General features: G+C 31.7%; 16 protein-coding genes and 1 riboswitch. Of the genes, 12 read left to right on the forward strand and 4 right to left on the reverse strand.

Annotation, left to right across the window (positions count from 1 at the left end; genetic code table 11):
• Nucleotides 1-258 precede the first annotated feature (258 nt).
• From NST14_RS13385 to NST14_RS13395, 3 genes are all read left to right on the forward strand, one after another.
• Nucleotides 259-1,542, forward strand: a complete 1,284-nt coding sequence (locus NST14_RS13385) for an MFS transporter (RefSeq protein ID WP_000106380.1) — start codon at nucleotides 259-261, stop codon at nucleotides 1,540-1,542.
• The gene (locus NST14_RS13390; RefSeq protein WP_229142739.1) at nucleotides 1,532-2,164 is read left to right on the forward strand and encodes a Vat family streptogramin A O-acetyltransferase; all 633 of its coding nucleotides are present in this window, start codon (nucleotides 1,532-1,534) and stop codon (nucleotides 2,162-2,164) included. Before NST14_RS13385 ends, NST14_RS13390 begins: the two co-directional genes overlap by 11 nt.
• A gap of 70 nt (nucleotides 2,165-2,234) precedes the next feature.
• A complete protein-coding gene (locus tag NST14_RS13395; RefSeq protein ID WP_000046091.1) occupies nucleotides 2,235-2,390 on the forward strand; it encodes a DUF1540 domain-containing protein in 156 nt (51 codons plus the stop codon).
• A 101-nt stretch (nucleotides 2,391-2,491) separates the two neighbouring features.
• Here NST14_RS13395 and NST14_RS13400 read toward each other — a convergent pair whose 3' ends face one another.
• Nucleotides 2,492-2,920, reverse strand: a complete 429-nt coding sequence (locus tag NST14_RS13400; protein ID WP_229142740.1) for a PadR family transcriptional regulator — start codon at nucleotides 2,918-2,920, stop codon at nucleotides 2,492-2,494.
• A gap of 116 nt (nucleotides 2,921-3,036) precedes the next feature.
• Here NST14_RS13400 and NST14_RS13405 point away from each other — a divergent pair, with 116 nt between their 5' ends.
• From NST14_RS13405 to NST14_RS13425, 5 genes are all read left to right on the forward strand, one after another.
• Entirely contained in the window at nucleotides 3,037-3,615 is a 579-nt protein-coding gene (locus NST14_RS13405) for a cysteine dioxygenase family protein (protein WP_000954454.1), read from the forward strand.
• Nucleotides 3,616-3,817: 202 nt separating this feature from the next.
• Nucleotides 3,818-4,669 carry a Cof-type HAD-IIB family hydrolase gene (locus NST14_RS13410; RefSeq protein ID WP_229142741.1) on the forward strand — a complete coding sequence of 284 codons (852 nt, stop codon included), beginning with the start codon at nucleotides 3,818-3,820 and terminating at the stop codon, nucleotides 4,667-4,669.
• A gap of 474 nt (nucleotides 4,670-5,143) precedes the next feature.
• The gene (locus NST14_RS13415) at nucleotides 5,144-6,931 is read left to right on the forward strand and encodes a PAS domain-containing sensor histidine kinase (RefSeq protein ID WP_069297266.1); all 1,788 of its coding nucleotides are present in this window, start codon (nucleotides 5,144-5,146) and stop codon (nucleotides 6,929-6,931) included.
• Nucleotides 6,932-7,145: 214 nt separating this feature from the next.
• Nucleotides 7,146-9,272, forward strand: coding sequence for a peptidoglycan D,D-transpeptidase FtsI family protein (locus NST14_RS13420; RefSeq protein ID WP_061536456.1), 2,127 nt, complete (start codon nucleotides 7,146-7,148; stop codon nucleotides 9,270-9,272).
• A 336-nt stretch (nucleotides 9,273-9,608) separates the two neighbouring features.
• Nucleotides 9,609-10,787, forward strand: coding sequence for a macrolide family glycosyltransferase (locus NST14_RS13425; RefSeq protein ID WP_229142742.1), 1,179 nt, complete (start codon nucleotides 9,609-9,611; stop codon nucleotides 10,785-10,787).
• Between the two features lie 49 nt (nucleotides 10,788-10,836).
• Here the strand turns inward: NST14_RS13425 and NST14_RS13430 are convergent, their stop codons facing one another.
• A complete protein-coding gene (locus NST14_RS13430; RefSeq protein WP_000864406.1) occupies nucleotides 10,837-11,517 on the reverse strand; it encodes an aspartate/glutamate racemase family protein in 681 nt (226 codons plus the stop codon).
• 153 nt (nucleotides 11,518-11,670) lie between these two features.
• Nucleotides 11,671-11,786, forward strand: a riboswitch (SAM riboswitch).
• A 139-nt stretch (nucleotides 11,787-11,925) separates the two neighbouring features.
• Here NST14_RS13430 and NST14_RS13435 point away from each other — a divergent pair.
• The 4 genes from NST14_RS13435 (at nucleotide 11,926) to NST14_RS13450 (ending at nucleotide 15,221) form a co-directional block, all read left to right on the forward strand.
• On the forward strand, nucleotides 11,926-12,474 hold the full coding sequence (locus NST14_RS13435; protein ID WP_001038200.1) for an ECF-type riboflavin transporter substrate-binding protein: 549 nt from the start codon (nucleotides 11,926-11,928) through the stop codon (nucleotides 12,472-12,474).
• A 10-nt stretch (nucleotides 12,475-12,484) separates the two neighbouring features.
• On the forward strand, nucleotides 12,485-14,185 hold the full coding sequence (locus NST14_RS13440) for an ABC transporter ATP-binding protein (RefSeq protein ID WP_061536455.1): 1,701 nt from the start codon (nucleotides 12,485-12,487) through the stop codon (nucleotides 14,183-14,185).
• Nucleotides 14,178-14,978: an energy-coupling factor transporter transmembrane component T family protein gene (locus tag NST14_RS13445; RefSeq protein WP_061536454.1), complete on the forward strand. Its 801-nt coding sequence runs from the start codon at nucleotides 14,178-14,180 to the stop codon at nucleotides 14,976-14,978. The genes NST14_RS13440 and NST14_RS13445 overlap by 8 nt, the downstream gene beginning before the upstream one ends.
• A 135-nt stretch (nucleotides 14,979-15,113) precedes the next feature.
• Nucleotides 15,114-15,221: a YjcZ family sporulation protein gene (locus NST14_RS13450; RefSeq protein WP_000120182.1), complete on the forward strand. Its 108-nt coding sequence runs from the start codon at nucleotides 15,114-15,116 to the stop codon at nucleotides 15,219-15,221.
• Nucleotides 15,222-15,313: 92 nt separating this feature from the next.
• Here NST14_RS13450 and NST14_RS13455 read toward each other — a convergent pair whose 3' ends face one another.
• Both NST14_RS13455 and NST14_RS13460 read right to left on the reverse strand, forming a co-directional pair.
• A complete protein-coding gene (locus NST14_RS13455; protein ID WP_229142743.1) occupies nucleotides 15,314-16,582 on the reverse strand; it encodes a sensor histidine kinase in 1,269 nt (422 codons plus the stop codon).
• 88 nt (nucleotides 16,583-16,670) lie between these two features.
• Nucleotides 16,671-17,552 carry a serine/threonine protein kinase gene (locus tag NST14_RS13460; protein WP_000651948.1) on the reverse strand — a complete coding sequence of 294 codons (882 nt, stop codon included), beginning with the start codon at nucleotides 17,550-17,552 and terminating at the stop codon, nucleotides 16,671-16,673.
• Nucleotides 17,553-17,586 lie beyond the last annotated feature (34 nt).

The following is a 17,586-nucleotide window of genomic DNA, read 5'->3' on the forward strand; positions in this document are numbered from 1 at the left end:
TGTAAGACATGCATACATAGAAAATGATTTACATAGAGTATGTATGTGTAATTTAAATTCGAAACGGAAGGGTGAAAACATCCCAATGATCAACTAATTCTATTTGTAAGAGATCTTCGTTAAAAAACGAAATATTCTTCTGAATAGGATTAGTCTGTACATTTATAGAAAAGGGATGTATTTCGCTCTGCGAAAATATAGTCTTTTCATATGATTTGTGCTGCCTCCTGTTCAGAACATGAAATAGGGGGCTTTTTTATGTCGACAAATGTAGAAACGAAACAAAATAATGGGGTATCACAAGTATTAAAAAACCGGTTTGTACAGGGGATTCTAGCATCAGCATTATTTTTACAAATTGGAATATGGGTTCGGAACTTTGCGGTATTACTATATGTAATGGAAATGACAAAGGGTGATGCTTTTGCTATTTCGATGATTTCAGTGGCGGAGTTTGCTCCAATTTTCATCTTTTCCTTTATTGGTGGAACGTTTGCTGATAGGTGGAAGCCGAAGAGGACTATGATATGGTGTGAGACTTTAAGTTCTTTATCAGTATTTGCAGTATTAATTACTCTAATGTTTGGAACGTGGAAAATCGTGTTTTTTGTCACACTTATTTCTGCAATCCTTTCGCAATTTTCTCAGCCATCTGGCATGAAATTGTTTAAACAGCATTTATCGGCAGAACAAATTCAATTAGCAATGTCTATTTATCAAACAATATTTGCGATATTTATGGTGTTAGGACCGATTCTTGGAACATTTATTTTTCATAGTTTTGGAATTTATATTTCAATCATTATTACAGGTATCGCTTTTTTACTTGCAGCAGCTGTGTTGTTATTTCTTCCGAAAGATCTTGAGAATGATAATGAGAAGAAAGAAATCACTATATTACAGGAAATGCTTGATGGTATTAAATATGTGAAAAAGAAAAAAGCATTAACTTTGCTAGGGCTTTGTTTTATGGCAGCAGGACTAGGAATTGGTTTAATTCAGCCGTTAGGTATTTTTATTGTGACTGAGCAGTTAGGATTATCAAAAGAGAGTTTACAATGGTTACTAACAGTAAATGGTGCAGGAATGATTGTTGGCGGTGCTTTAGCGATGGTGTTTGCAAAAAATGTTGCGCCGCAAAAGATGTTAATTATCGGTATGCTTGGTCAGGCAATTGGCATCGGTATTATAGGTTATTCCACCAATTTATGGGTAACACTCACAGCACAACTTTTTAGCGGTTTAGCTCTTCCTTGTATTCAAATAGGTATTAATACGCTCATTATTCAAAATAGTGATACTGATTTTATTGGTCGTGTAAATGGTATTTTAAGTCCGCTATTCACCGGTTCAATGGTAGTAACGATGAGTATTGCTGGTTCATTAAAAGAAATGTTCTCATTAAGTACGATGTACGAAGGCACAGCTTTACTATTTATAATTGGATTATTATTTATTTTACCTATATACAATTTAAAGCCAGTTATAGCAATAGAGAGTGAAATGAATAGGAAAGGAAGTGCTGTGCAACATGAATCCTAATCCAAATGTTAAATACCCTATCGAAGGAAATAAAAATGTTCACTTTATAAAACATACAATAACGAAAGCTAATATACTCTCCGGAGATTATTCATATTATGATGCGAAAGATGGAGAAACATTTGAAGATCGAGTATTACATCATTATGAATTTCTTGGAGATCGCCTTATCATTGGAAAGTTTTGTTGTATTGCAAATGGAGTTACCTTTATTATGAATGGAGCGAATCATCGGATGGATGGATTTTCGGCATATCCATTTAATATATTTGGAAATGGGTGGGAGAAGTATACACCTAATTTGTCTGATTTACCTTACAAAGGTGATACAGTTATAGGAAATGACGTTTGGATCGGTATGGATACAACAATTATGCCTGGAATAAAAATAGGGGATGGTGCAATAATAGCAGCTAAATCGGTTGTGACTAGAGACGTTGCACCATATACAATTGTTGGTGGAAACCCTGCAAATAAAATAAGGGAGAGATTTTCAAATGCAATAATAGAAGAATTATTGCAAATACAATGGTGGCATTTTCATATTGAAAAAATAACTGAAAATATAGGTGCTATTGTACAAGGAGATATAGAGCCATTAAGAAAGCTAAAAAGGGAATAAAAAATGCATAACAAAAAGTATCATACCTCCGAATTTTGTTAATGATAATAGAACGAGGAGGTGTGATACTATGGCACAAGACGTTTTATGTGAAGTAAACAACTGTAAATTTTGGGCTAACGGCAATAAATGTAGCGCAGACGCAATTTATGTAGTAAGTCATAAAGGAAAACAAGCATCGACTACAGAAGAAACAGATTGCAAAACTTTCGATCCGGAAGTATAAATTTTTGAAGGGTAGCCAAATCGTGGTTGCCCTTTTATTAATTATAGTATTGATAATAAATCTCATTTTCATTCATTGTTTTTAACTTTTCTTTTATTTTTTCATATTTTCTTCATAAGTGATGTAATCCAGAGCAATTCATGTTCGATACGTGATTTACTAAATTCAATTACTTCTGTAATAAAAGGTGAACTAGCATCTAAAGATTGAATAGCAGTAAGTTGTTTATGTAGTATGTCTTGGCGTATTGTTAAAACTTCTTTTCTAGCTTCATAATCAAGCTTTTCAAAAAGCGCGATACGAACAAGAAATTCTATATTGTTTGTCGCGAGTTTTTCGGGAAACTCGCGCAACATTTCAGAAAAGATTTCTTCTCCTGTTTCAGTTATGTCGTACATATTTCGATTTGGCTTACCGACTTGTGTATGTACTTTTTTCGTTATAGCCCCCATATTCTCAAAACGTCGAAGAGAAGGATAAAGCATATTATGATTTAATTCAAAATTCTTACCTATTCGTTTAAAACTCAATAAACTGTTCAGCAAGGTACAAATTTACTGTACCTTGTTTTTTTATTTCTCAATTGTAAAATTTTAGTTGGTTATTTAGTATGGAAGTGTGTGAATAAGAGTAGAGGAGGATGCTTATGTTAACGTGTAATGGAAGTAAGACGTTCCAAACATTTATTAAAGCTGTAACGGATTTAATAAATAGTAATTTGTTAGAAGATCAAATTGTTTGTGGGATTGAAAAATTATTAGAAGAACTTTTAGAAAAGAAAACATGGCTTCCGTTAGAAAAACAGAAGGCGAATTCGGCTCAATATGCACGACACTTGCTTTATGAAGATCCTTTAAATCGTTTTGAAGTATTAGCTCTTGTATGGAAAGATGGACAATCGACTCCTTTACATGATCATGATGGCACATGGGGAGTAGAAGGCGTATTTACAGGAAGAATAATGGTGCAGAACTTTATACAAACGAAGCAGCTTGAAAATTCACTTGTTTATTTAACTCATACAGGAAATCTTTATTTGGGAGAAGGAGAAACAGATAAAGTCATTCCACCAGCTGATTGTCATATTCTTGAAATAGCAGAAAATGAAAGCGTTGTCACTATTCATGTTTACGGAAAACGTTTAGAAAAGTTTAAAATATATGTCCCAACTGAAGAAAAGAATGTGTACATGTGTGAGACGAAATATATTAGTTATAGTTCATAGTTTAAAATCAGAAGCTTTTCTTTAAAAATAAAATCAGAAGCTTTTCTTTAAAAAGAAAAGCTTCTGATTTTATTTTTAATTATTTCTTGACCTGAAACGCTTTTCATAAATTATAACTAAAGAGAACCTCACGAGATCAGTGTGAAAACGATACCTTGAATATAGGTAGAACTCGTGTATTTTAGAAAGTGGTGAAGAAATAATGAAATTAATAGCAATTGATTTAGATGGAACCCTTCTTTCAGGGAATAAAATGATTAGTACAGAGAATGCAAAAGCAATTCGAGCATGTCAAGAAGCGGGCCATGTTGTAGCGATTTGTACAGGACGTTCTATTGTCGATATTGAACGATTATTGTTAGAAGCTGATTTAGAGTGTCCGATCATTGCAGAAAATGGTGCACTTATATATAAAGATAAAAAAATGATGAAAAGATATCCAATTCAAAATATGCAGGCACTTAAAATAGTAGAATATCTTGAAGAGAATGGTTTATATTATCAACTTTATACAGATAAAGGCGTATATGTTCCAGAATATGGAGTGGAAAGTGTACGCAGGGAAATTGAGAATTTGAAAAATTCAAAAACAAATGTGGATATACAAGAATTAGAAACAATTGCAGCATTATACCTTGAGCATACAGCATTTCATAGTACGGAAAGTTGCAAGTCAATTGTAGAAACAGAAATACACGTGCATAAATTGTTGCCATTTTCTTATGATATAGAGAAATTAAAAAAACTAAAAGAAACATTTCTTCATAATTCAGATTTAGCAATTACATCTTCATATTGGCACAATTTAGAGATTAATCATCGAGATGCTCAAAAAGGGAATGGATTATACACCTTAGCTGAATATCTTAATATTTCAGTTGAAAATACTGTTGCGATAGGTGATGGGCTAAACGATGTTTCTATGATGGAAAAAGCGAACATTTCAATTGCAATGGGAAATGCTGTTGAAGAAATAAAAGCGATGTGTAAATATGAAACATTATCTAATGAAGAACATGGTGTTGCACATGCTTTATATAAATATGTAATGTAACATAAAAAGAAAAAAAGAATCCAATTGGATTCTTTTTTCTTTTTATTAGGGGTAAGGTATTCTATGAGATTCATAGAAGCCTTATTACATTTTATTATATAGAATATATTGGAATAAATGTTTATATTTTTCATGATAATTGTGAAAATTTTATGAACTTTATATGTAATGTATTTTTATATTGCTACTAGTGTGTATAAAACTATGTCAAAACTTAACGAATGTAAGGATGTTAAGGAGAGTTCATGCAACATAAAAGATCATGATTGGCTCAGCTAATAATCAGTCGGAGATGAATAAAACTTACTAATTAGAGTTTCAATTTGCATGCATATATTTTTTGTTTTTAATTGAAAAATAAAATTTGTTCGAATAATTATTCTTCAGCTATATACCTACAGGCACATTCTTCGTATAATGGAGAAGTATGAATTTAAAGTTTGTATGAATTTTACATATTGAGGTGAAAAAGGAATGAATGCGCGGCTAATGGAACTTATTGATGTGAGTACAATAGAAACCATGGCAGAACAATTTTATCAATTAACCAACATATCACATCAACTTCTTGATGCTGAAAAAGAATGTATATTTTCATTTGGAATAAATGAAAAGAAAATATGTAAACTTCCCAAAATTGAAATCCCCATTTTTTTATACAATCAATATTTAGGATCTTTTGTTGTATGGTCTCAGAAAAGCGAAATTTTCAATTCCCAAAAATACTTTGAAATGCTTTCAAATCTAATTATAGGTGGGGTAATGAAAGGATTTCAAAATAAAAATACAACGTTACTTACTCGAAAAGAGGAGGAACTACATACAATCTTACAAAACATGCCTGTTATGGTTGATGCACTTGATTATAATGGAGATTTTGTTTTGTGGAATCGCGAATGTGAAATTGTAACAGGATATACTGCGGAAGAGGTAATTGGAAATCCAAACGCACTTCGCTTACTGTATCCTGATCATAATTATCGTCACGAGATACAAAAGAAATTTTTGACTCGTGGAAAGAACTTTAGAGATTGGGAAATGCGCTTAACATGTAAAAATGGTGAAATTAAAACGATAATGTGGTCCAATATATCAGAACAGTTTCCTGTAAGTGGATTTAGTTATTGGGCTGTTGGTGTAGATATTACACATTTAAAAGCAATAGAAGAGAAATTAAAACAACAAACGTCTGAATTGGAATTAATTTTTCAAGCTTTACCAGACTTATGTTTCTTAACAGAAGATGACGGCACAATTATTGATTATAAAGCAGGATCCCCTACAAAATTTTACGTACCCGCAGAAGCTTTTATGGGAAAAAAGTTTTACGATGTCTTACCATCTCCAGTAGCACAGCAGTTTCAGGAAGCCATTAGTCAAGTGAAGGAAAAAGGAACGAATGTAATAGTAGAATATCCACTTACACTTAATGGCAGTGTTGACTTCTTTGAAGCCAGGTGCTTACCATTATTACAGGATAAAATTATGATTATCGTACGCGATATTACAGAGCGAAAAAAGACAGAAGAATTGCTAAATAAATCAGATACGCTTGCAGCAATTGGACAATTAGCGGCTGGTGTAGCTCATGAAGTAAGAAATCCGTTAACTGTAATTAAAGGGTTTATTCAATTATTCCAAATTAATAAAGAAGATCAAGAAAAATATTTTGATTTAATGCTTTCTGAAATTGAAAGAATAGAAGCGATTCTTCAAGAATTTTTGTCGATTGCTAAAACAGACGAAATAAGTACCGAAAAGAAAAATATTTATCAACTATTTAAAAATGTCGTCTCATTAATGAATACAAAAGCAATTATGACAAATATTCAAGTTGAATTATATACAGATTCCAAGGATATAATCATTGAATGCTCAGAAAATCAACTGAAACAAGTATTTATTAACATTTTGCAAAATTCAATCGAAGCTATGCCAGATGGTGGGAGAATTTCAATTCACATAAAAGAAATAGGCAAAGATGGTATCATTATTAGTGTAATTGATAAAGGAATAGGAATACCTGAAGAACGAATTAAAAGATTAGGTGAACCATTCTATAGTACGAAAGAAAAAGGTACCGGTATTGGATTGATGTTAAGTTATAAAATTATTGAAAGTCATCAAGGGAATATAAGTATTATGAGTGAGGTTGGCGTCGGAACAACAGTAACGATTTACTTGCCAAAAATTCAGAGTAAAAAGCCTTTATCAAATTATGATGATAGATTAGAATCAATACGTTCAATTATTAATTCTTAAATACCCAATAACGAAAAGTTAAGCTTTTCGTTATTGGGTATTTTTGTATTTAATTTAGAAAACTTTACCTTTTCTTTAGATTTGCTTTAATTTCTATTAAGTTTTTATCAATATATTAGTATTTGTGCAAAGTAATGTATAGAAAATGTGCATTACTTTTAATATATAGATTCAATTATTAATAGAAATACAGTAAGGAGGAGATTATGACAAGGTGAAAAAACAAGAGAAAAAAAGCGGTAGAGCAGTACCGATGCGGTTAAACATTTTATTCTTATGTGTATTTATATTGTTTTCTGCCATGATTATACAATTAGGTAAAGTACAAATTATTGATGGTGAGACGTATAAAAATGAAGTGGAGAAGAGAGAAAATGCAACCGTAAGCCTTTCTGTGCCGCGGGGGAAAATATTTGACCGAGAAGGGAATCCAGTAGTTGATAATAAGTCTTTACGTACAATTACATATACAAAGATGAAAGGTGTAAAATCAGAAGAAATATTAAAAACAGCAAGACAACTTGCAGACATAATTGAAATACCAAAAGAAGATATAGATAAACTAACTGAGACGGATAAGAAAGATTTTTGGATGCAATTAAATCCGACACTAACCGAAAAATTAGTATCTAAAAAAGAAATAAATAGGTTCAGAGATAAAGATATTACCGGAAAAAATTTAGATAAAAAAATTGAAGAGTTAAAAAGAAAACGAGTTACGGATAAAAATCTTCAAGATTTAACAGATAAAGATATAAAAGTGTTAGCTATTAAAAGTAAGATGACTTCTGGTTATCAAATGGCTCCACAAATTATAAAAAAAGACGTTAGTGAAAAGGAATTTACTATAATTAGTGAAGGTTTAGCAAATCTCCCAGGTGTAGACGTGTCGGTTGATTGGGAGAGAGTGTATGTGAATGATGGATTATTCCGATCCGTTCTTGGAAATGTTTCTAATTCTGATGAAGGATTACCAAGTGAACGATTAGATTATTACTTAGTACGTGATTATAGCCGAAATGATAGGGTTGGAAAAAGTTATATCGAGCAGCAATATGAAGATGTACTTCATGGTACAAAAAAAGAAGTAAGAAGCGTTGCAGATAAACAAGGTACTACAATTAGAACGGAAACAATTTCTGAGGGAAAGAGCGGTAAGAACTTAACTTTAACGATAGATATGGAATTACAGAAAAAAGTAGAAGAAAGTATAGAAAAAATATTAAAGGCATATAAAGGATCTGAATCTATGTTGGACCGTGCTTTCGTTGTAATGATGAATCCGAAAAACGGACAAGTATTATCAATGGCTGGGAAAAGACTTGTAGAAAAAGACGGGAAAACAGAAATTGAAGACTATGCATTAGGTACAATGACTAGTTCATATGAGCTGGGATCAACAGTTAAAGGTGCCACAGTTTTAACTGGATTTGAAACGAAAGCTATAACACCAGGTACTTATTTTTATGATGCACCTATGAAGTTTAAAGGTACTAGGGAGAAGAAATCTTGGAAAGAGTTTGGAAACATTGATGATTTAAGAGCGTTACAAGTCTCTTCAAACGTTTATATGTTTCATACAGCATTAAAAATTGCAGGTGTGGATTATGTGAAAAATAGTTCATTAAATATTAAACAGGAATACTTTGATAAAATGAGGTACTATTTCAGACAATTCGGATTAGGTGTTCCAACGGGTATTGATTTACCGAATGAAACAGCTGGACAAATTGGTAAAAAAGATAATCAGCCGGGTTTCTTATTAGATTACTCAATTGGTCAGTATGACACGTATACACCACTTCAGCTCGTACAGTATATTTCAACAATTGCAAACGGTGGATATCGAATGAAGCCACAAATTGTACAAGAGGTAAGAGAGCAAACGTCGCAAAAAGATGAGATTGGTAAAGTGGTGCATGCAGTAGAACCAATTATTTTAAATAAAATTGATATGAAAGAGGAATATATAAATCAAGTAAAAGAAGGATTTAGAAAGGTATTCCAAGAGGGTGATGGAACAGGAGTAAGGGCGTTCCAAAAAGCATCTTATAAACCAGCAGGTAAAACAGGAACAGCACAGACAGTTTACGGTGGAGAAAGCGATATTGGAAGAAATGAAAAGGGCGAGAGAAGAGAATGTTATAACTTAACGTTAGCAGGGTATGCGCCATATGATAATCCAGAAGTAGCATTCTCTGTAGTTGTGCCGTGGGTTATGAATGATAAATCTGGTATTAACTCTGATATTGGAAAAGAAGTTTTAGATGCTTATTTTGAATTAAAAAATAAGAGATTTACTGGAGAAAATTTACAAATAGATAGCTCTCAAGAAGGTTAAAACATATGAAATAATATAGAAACTAGAGTCATTTAATTTAGGGATAGATTCAAAATGGGTGATAGAAAGGTAAAATCATTCTATCAATTATTCACGTTTTATAAAATAAATCATATATTGATAGCATAGGACAAGCTGAAAAGCTTATTCTAACCTCACAGAACACTCCTTATCACGGTTAGGCATCTACTTATGTAGATGCCTTTTTTAATTAAATAACTGACAATTATTTATCAATTTAAAGTAGCAAGTATATTAGGACTATTAGGGGAAGATTGACGGTAATCATTACAGTATGATTATTAAGAGTGTTGAAATGTAAGGAGTGAGAAAGAAGTGCTAAATATTTTAATGATTAATTTTCCAGCAGAGGGACATGTAAACCCGACATTAAGTTTAGTCAAAGCCTTTACTGAACGGGGGGATCACGTACACTATATTACTACAGAACACTTTAAAGGCAGAATTGAAGATTTGGGAGCTACTGTATATACCCATCCAGATTTATTAAAGGATATTTCTATTGATACTGAAACTTCATATGGATTGAACTCTTTCTTTCATGTACATGTTCAAACTTCTTTATATATATTAGAAATTACGAAACAATTATGTGAAAGCATTAATTTTGATTTCGTAATTTATGATATATTTGGTGCTGGAGAGTTAGTAAAGGAGTATTTACAAATTCTAGGCATAGTTTCTTCTCCTATATTTTTAATTCCTACTGAATTTTTGGAGACTTTACCTTTTCATCCTAATGCAGAAATACCATTCCAACCTGATGAAATTTCTGAACAGTTACTATATCGAATGGAACATGAATTTGGAGTAAAGCCTAAAAACAATCTTCAATTTATGCATAACAAGGGAGATATTACTCTTGTGTACACAAGTCGTTACTTCCAACCTAATAGCGATTTGTTTGGAGAAAATAACATTTTTATTGGACCAAGTATTTCAAAGCGTAAAACAAATGTAGAGTTTCCACTTGAATTGCTTAAAGGTAAGAAAGTTATTTATATTTCAATGGGGACACTGCTTGAAGGACTTGAACCATTCTTTAATACTTGTATTGATACTTTCTCAGATTTTAAAGGGGTAGTTGTAATGGCAATTGGTGATAGAAATGATCGTTCTAAAATTAAGAAAGCGCCAGACAATTTTATAATTGCTTCATACGTACCCCAATCAGAAATATTAAATGAAGCAGATGTTTTTATTACACATGGCGGCATGAACAGTGTACACGACGCTATTTATTTTAATGTCCCATTTGTCATCATTCCACATGATAAAGATCAACCGATGATAGCACAAAGACTAACTGAGCTGGAAGCCGCACATAGGTTATTGAAAGAGCATGTTAATGTACAAAGTTTAAAAGAAGCGGTAACAGACGTACTTTTAAATGAAAAGTATAAGCATGGTATACGAAAACTGAAGGATAGTTTTTTAGATTGTGGTGGTTCAAATGAAGCAATCACAGTGATTACATCTCTTTTAAATAAATAGTGTGGGTAATATAAAAGCATAGAGGCTTAACCTTTATGCTTTTATATGATTATCCCGCAAACTGCACAGCAGTATTTGCATGTAAAAAAGCAGTATCAAAAACAGGAACAGTAAGGTCGTTTTGGGAAATGAGCAACGGTATTTCGGTGCAACCTAGTAGTATACCTTCTGCGCCATTTTGAATTAATGATTTTGTAATTTGTAATAGCTTTTCTTTTGATGTTTCTGAAATAATTCCTTTACTTAATTCATTTAAAATAACATGATGAATAAAATTTCTTTCCTCTTCATTTGGGATGATTGTCTCAATGTTATAGTTTGCTAGACGTGATTTATAGAAGTCTTGTTCCATCGTTTGTTTCGTACCCAATAATCCGATACGCTTTATATTCTGTTCTACCATTTCTTTAGCACTTACATCACCTATGTGAAGAAGTGGAATGGATATTGCACTTTCTACTTCTTCAGCAAATAAATGGACCGTATTGGAACACATTAATAAACATTCAGCTCCGGATTTTTCAACCTTCTTTGCAACAGTAACTAATTCGTTTTTCACTTCTTCATATTGATGATTTTGTAATAAAGTCGTTACTTCACCAAAGTCCATGCTATATAAAACAAGCTTTGCATTTTGATCGTATTGAGAGAGTGTAAGTGTATTAATATGTTTATAATATAATGATGTAGATTCCCAACTTAGTCCACCAATTAAACCGATTACTTTCATCGTACATTCCTCCCGTAACTATTTTGAATTCATTATTTCATAATTCCGATAAGAATACAATGATTTAAATGTATTGTTAAACAAAAAATAAAAATAATTAGAAAAGTGTTGAAATTTATACTTTTTAATGCCATAATACGAATTACAAATTAATACTTATCCAGAGAGGTGGAGGGACCGGCCCTATGAAACCTCAGCAACCCCTATGTAAATGTATAGGAAGGTGCTAATTCCGCAGAGAACACGATGTGTTTTTTGGAAGATAAGAGGATTCTTGAACGTGAAAGAAAATGGCCTCTTATATAAGAGGCCATTTTTTGTTGTATAGAAAGGGAGTGTCGATGCATAATTCATTTTGAAAATAAATATAGAGTAATAAAAGTTGACTAATAAGAGAGGGGAATTGTTATGAACAAATTATCAACAAAATTAGTAGTGGCAATCGGAATTGGAGCAGCATTATACGGGATATTAGGACTTTGGGGATTTTCTATTGCACCAAATACATTTATTAAACCTGCATTAGCTATTTTAACCGTTTTTGGAGCGTTATTTGGTCCAGTGGCAGGACTGTTAATAGGACTTATCGGTCATACCGTAACAGACACAATCGCTGGCTGGGGTATTTGGTGGGGATGGGTTATTAGTTCAGGCATTATTGGCTTTGCAATGGGGTTCATTCAAAAAAGAGTTGGCTTTAGTGTGAAAAACGGGACATATAATAAGGGAGATATTTCTTATTTAGCCATTACTGGCTTAATTGGAATTGTCATTGCTATTATATTTGCTGGGGCATTCGATATTATTGTAATGGGAGAACCGTTTGACAAAATTGTTATACAAGTGTTAGGTGCAACAATTGCTGACGTTATTGTATTTTTAGTTCTTGGATTGCCAATTACAATAGGCCTAGCTAAATCGAATAAGAAACATACACATTTAAAAATTGAAAAGTAGGGATATTAAAATGCAACCAATTATTTCTTTTGAACAATTCAACTTTCAATATAAGCATGCAGCGCAGCCTACTGTGAAAGACATTACATTTCATATATATCCTGGGGAAAAAGTGCTAATTGCTGGACGAAGTGGTTCAGGGAAATCAACGTTAGCTCATTGTATGAATGGGCTAATCCCATTTTCTTATGAAGGGACTAGTACTGGTAATATTTTAATTGCTGGAAAAGATCCGAGGAAAAAGAGTGTTTTTGAACTGAGTAAACATGTAGGCACAATTTTGCAAGATCAAGATGCACAATTTATTGGTCTTACAGTAGAAGAAGATGTAGCCTTTTATTTAGAAAATGAATGTGTAAATCAGGATGAAATGAAAAAGATTGTCTCGGAGTCATTAAAAAAGGTAGGGATGCATACTTTTCATAAACAAAGTCCGCATGAATTATCTGGAGGGCAAAAACAAACTGTTTCTTTAGCGGGTTTGTTAACAACAAATGCTCCTATATTATTGTTCGATGAACCGTTAGCAAATTTAGATCCAGCTAGCAGCTTACATACAATTGAACTTATTAAAAATATACATAAGCAATATAATAAAACAATTGTAATTATTGAACATCGAATAGAAGAAATGTTAAATCTGGATTTAGATAAAATTATTTTAATTGATGAAGGGGAAATTGTTGCGATAGGGGCACCAGATGAGATTTTAGCGTCAAATATATTACCCTCAATCGGATTAAGAGAACCTATGTACATAGAAGGATTAAAAAGATTACATTTTGATAGTAATAATGACGTAATATATCCACTTGAAAATCTTCATAAGGAAAGTATTAGTGGCGTAATAAAAGAGTGGATGGAGAAAAAAGCTTTTTGTAAAGATACTCCTACAAAAAAAGAATTATTGAAAGTAGAGAATTTATCATTTTCATATCCTAATAAACAAAAAGTATTAGAGAATGTAAAATTATCCATATATGAAGGAGAAATTGTAGCACTTTTGGGCCATAACGGAGCTGGAAAATCAACATTAGCTCATAGTCTTATAGGAATAAACAAAACAAAAAATGGAAGGATTTTAATTGATGGAGTAAATATCAATTCTTGGTCTATACGTAAACGCGGTGAGATTATATCTTATGTCATGCAAAATCCAAATCACATGATTACACAACCTACTGTTATAGAAGAGGTTTCATTCACATTAAAATTAAAAAAGGTTTCAAAGAAAGAAATTAAGTTTAGAGCGGAGGAAGCGTTAAAAATTTGTGGTTTGTATCCATTTCGAAATTGGCCAATTCAGGCGTTAAGTTATGGACAAAAAAAGAGATTAACGATTGCATCTGTACTAACAGCAAATCCAAAACTTATCATATTAGATGAACCGACAGCGGGACAAGATTATTATCATTATAAACAGTTTATGTCGTTTATTAGAAAATTAGCTAAAAAGGGAATATCATTTATTTTTATCACACACGATATGAATCTCGCATCAGAATATGCGGACAGAGCAATAGTTCTACATGAAGGGGAAATTATTGCGAATAATACCGCGTCTACTGTATTAGGGCATCCAGAAACATTAAAAAGAGCGAACTTAAAGGAGAGCTCTTTATTCAAACTCGTTAAATTTAGTGGTATTGCAAATCCTGAAAAATTTATGGAACTTTATTTTAATGATATTAGGAGGGAGGAAGGTGTATAATACATATTTCCATCGCATGGACGGAGCAGTGAAATTGTTGTTATTTATTTTTGGTATGACGCTTACCTTTTTATTTTTTGATTTTCGCGTATTGCTATTCGTATTTATAATTGGATGTATCGGACTTTTAGTTGCTAAAATTCCATTTCGTAAAATTTTTATTGTTTTTACTGTTATATTTACATTTAGTTTATTAAATTCTGTCATGATCTTATTTATTACACCAACCCATGGATCTGAATTAACTGGATCGTATACTTCATTTATGTATATTGGATATGCAACAATTACATACGAAACATTATTTTATGCAGCTACACTTTCGTTAAAGTATTTTACGTTATTACCATTTACACTTATTTTTATTTATACGACTGATCCAAGCAAATTTGTGAGTAGCTTAAGTAAATTTCGAATTCATTATAAAATTACTTATGCGATAAATATTGCATTACGTTATATACCTGATATTCAGTCCGAATATAAAGTTATTAAACATGCCCAAGAGGCGAGAGGAGTAGCTTTCGAAAAAGGAGAAGCAAGTTTATGGATCCGCATGCAAAACCGTGTCTTAATTTTTTGGCCTTTAATTATTCATTCTTTAGAGAGAATCGATACAGTTTCAAACGCAATGGATTTAAGAGGGTTCGGAAAGAAGGATACACGTACGTGGTTCTATACAAATAAAGCGAAAAACCAGGATTTCATTGCTTTATTTGTAGGTATTTTTATTTTAATTGCTGCAGTATATGTAAAGTTACATGTATTTCAAAATTTTTGGTATCCATTTTAAAGCACTCTCAAATGAGTGCTTTTACTTATTTTTATATAGACATGCTCAAAAAAGGGATATTTACATAATGTATAATACGAACCAGTTAAAATGATCAACTACCTATTAGTTTTCAAACCAAAAGGAGGAGAAAATATGAGTTACGGTGGTTCTTGTGGTTTTGGTGGAGGTTTCGCTTTATTAGTTGTGTTATTTATTTTATTAATTATCGTTGGATGCAGCTGCTGGGGCGGAGGGTACTAATTTTTAGTTAGTCTCCACAAATGTAAAACTAAAAAACATAGAAGATACTTATGTATCGAAACAGATAAAAAAGGAGCATAATTGCTCCTTTTTTATTTATTGTTAGATGCGTTTGTATTACATTTCGGAAATGTAATTGTCAAAGTAGTACCTTTATTCATAACGCTTCGGATTTTTAAATTACCTTGCATCGTTTCAATGATCTTAACAGCAACCATTGTACCTAAACCTGTACCTTTCGTTTTTGTACTAAAATACGGTTCGCCAAATCGATTTATTTGCTCTTGTGACATACCAATTCCGCTATCTTCAATTCGTATGATAACTTTATTATTACTAATAGAAGAGGAGATATGTAAAGTACCGCCATTAGGCATTGCTTCAATACCATTTTTTAATAAGTTTAAAAAACATTGCTGAAAGTGCTGTTTATTACCAACTATTGTTGCCGTAGAGAAATCTTTTGTAATATGTATTGTATTCATATTACATAAAGGTAAGATCATATTAATAACTCGATTTAATTCTTGTTCTACTGAAATCTCATCTAATTTTTCTGAAGCAGGTTTGGCAAACGTTAAATAATCATCAATAATTCCTTGGGCGTGATGTAATTCTTCCAGTATATGCTTAATATACTCGTCTATTGATTCTGGAGTTAAATTTGGTGTTTTTAAAAGTTGTGTAAATCCTTTTACAACAGTTAAGGGATTTCTTACTTCGTGCGATATACTAGCAGCGAGTTGGCTAACAATCTCCATTTTTTCCATTTTAATTAACTTCGATCGCATGCATACTGCATCTTTTAAAACTTCATTAAAATAAACTACAAACAACATTAAAACGGTTGGTAATATTATGAAATAAATGATGTACAAATTATTCACTTCAAAATCTGATAAAGTTAATACAATTACAGTTGTAAATATTGCTAAGAAAAATGTTAAAAACATTGCATAAGCTACTTTAATTTTTCTATTATACGTATTAAATTTTGCGGATGCGAATGCTGTAATGATAAACATTGTTCCATACACTACTATTGTTAACATACTAAATCCATAAAATGAAAATCTTGTAATTAATAAAATAGCAAACAATGTTATACCGACAGGGAAGCCACCATAAAGCGTACCTACTATAACCGGTATTTGTCTTAAATCATGAATACAATTTTCATCCATATAGATAGGATAGCGCATACATAAAATAAGAGGGATACTCGTACAAAGTATAATAAGTAGTTTTTTATATTTCTTCAAATTGCGCCCGCTATCATATATAAAATAAAAAATAAATATGCTACTTAAAATGTATAGAAGGTTATTTAACACGTGTTGATTGATATACACAAAGTTCATAATATTTGCCTCGTTATTTTTAATTTCCTTTTCATATATATTATCATGATAATAGTATAAACTATATATTTGTTTGAATAATATAGATTTATATCTTTTTAGTATTCGACACGTTTACCCACTCTTCATAAAATTCTTTAACTGATGCATATCGTTCGGTTCGGTTTTCATTTACTGCGCGATACACTATTTCATATAAATCCCTACTTGCTTCCCATTTTGTAAAGGAGCGATCTTTTCCACCACCTAAAATCGCGAAAGCCATTGCCCCCATATTAAATACATTTGTTCTCGAATCAATTATAGCGTGTAGCTCAAATTCTTCAGGAGACATAAAACGTGAGGAACCCCATAATCTTCCCATTTTATTTACGTATGGTTTTTTAGAATATAAATCAATATCACAAATTTTCGTTTCATTTGTATTAAAATTATACATAATACTACCATCATAAAAATCTATCGCTACATATTTTTTCTTTTCGACATATGTATGGAAAGAAAAAATGGAATTTAAGGATTGAACTCGTTTTCTAACAGGTAAATGCTTAAATTTATAAAATGGAGAGTTTGGATTTTTATATTTTTCAGGAGGCGGGAAACTCCAGTGCGAATGAAGACATTCACCATCAAACCAATCGAAAATTAATACATATCCAGATTGAACTGGAAAGTGTTCAATTAGTTTTATAAGCGAGTTGTGTTTTAATTCCTCGTATAGGAAAACTGAATTTTTTAAACGTTCAATAGCGTCGTTTATTGTTCCTTCGTATGCAATTGTTTGTGCCCCTGCGTATTTAATGAATTTTTTATGGCCATTTTTTTCAACACCAAAACTTATATTACCTGAATCTTGCTGGTCAAAAACTGCAAATACGGTTCCTAATTTCAATAGCCAATCAAAATTATGATGTTCTTTTAACTGGAATGTAACTTGATTTAACTGAATTTCAACTGGAATATCTTTCATATTATACCTCGCATTTATTATAATTAAGTTATAT

The sequence above is a fragment of the Bacillus sp. FSL W8-0519 genome (genome assembly GCF_038005585.1).
In the GTDB taxonomy this organism is placed as follows: Bacteria; Bacillota; Bacilli; order Bacillales; family Bacillaceae_G; genus Bacillus_A; species Bacillus_A paranthracis.

Excerpts from the sequence above, each read along its gene's own strand:
- NST14_RS13385 (WP_000106380.1), top strand. The coding sequence starts at position 259 with ATGTCGACAAATGTAGAAACGAAACAAAATAATGGGGTATCACAAGTA.
- NST14_RS13390 (WP_229142739.1), top strand. The coding sequence starts at position 1,532 with ATGAATCCTAATCCAAATGTTAAATACCCTATCGAAGGAAATAAAAAT.
- NST14_RS13395 (WP_000046091.1), top strand. The coding sequence starts at position 2,235 with ATGGCACAAGACGTTTTATGTGAAGTAAACAACTGTAAATTTTGGGCT.
- NST14_RS13405 (WP_000954454.1), top strand. The coding sequence starts at position 3,037 with ATGTTAACGTGTAATGGAAGTAAGACGTTCCAAACATTTATTAAAGCT.
- NST14_RS13410 (WP_229142741.1), top strand. The coding sequence starts at position 3,818 with ATGAAATTAATAGCAATTGATTTAGATGGAACCCTTCTTTCAGGGAAT.
- NST14_RS13415 (WP_069297266.1), top strand. The coding sequence starts at position 5,144 with ATGAATGCGCGGCTAATGGAACTTATTGATGTGAGTACAATAGAAACC.
- NST14_RS13430 (WP_000864406.1), bottom strand. The coding sequence starts at position 11,517 with ATGAAAGTAATCGGTTTAATTGGTGGACTAAGTTGGGAATCTACATCA.
- NST14_RS13435 (WP_001038200.1), top strand. The coding sequence starts at position 11,926 with ATGAACAAATTATCAACAAAATTAGTAGTGGCAATCGGAATTGGAGCA.
- NST14_RS13440 (WP_061536455.1), top strand. The coding sequence starts at position 12,485 with ATGCAACCAATTATTTCTTTTGAACAATTCAACTTTCAATATAAGCAT.
- NST14_RS13450 (WP_000120182.1), top strand. The coding sequence starts at position 15,114 with ATGAGTTACGGTGGTTCTTGTGGTTTTGGTGGAGGTTTCGCTTTATTA.
- NST14_RS13455 (WP_229142743.1), bottom strand. The coding sequence starts at position 16,582 with ATGAACTTTGTGTATATCAATCAACACGTGTTAAATAACCTTCTATAC.
- NST14_RS13460 (WP_000651948.1), bottom strand. The coding sequence starts at position 17,552 with ATGAAAGATATTCCAGTTGAAATTCAGTTAAATCAAGTTACATTCCAG.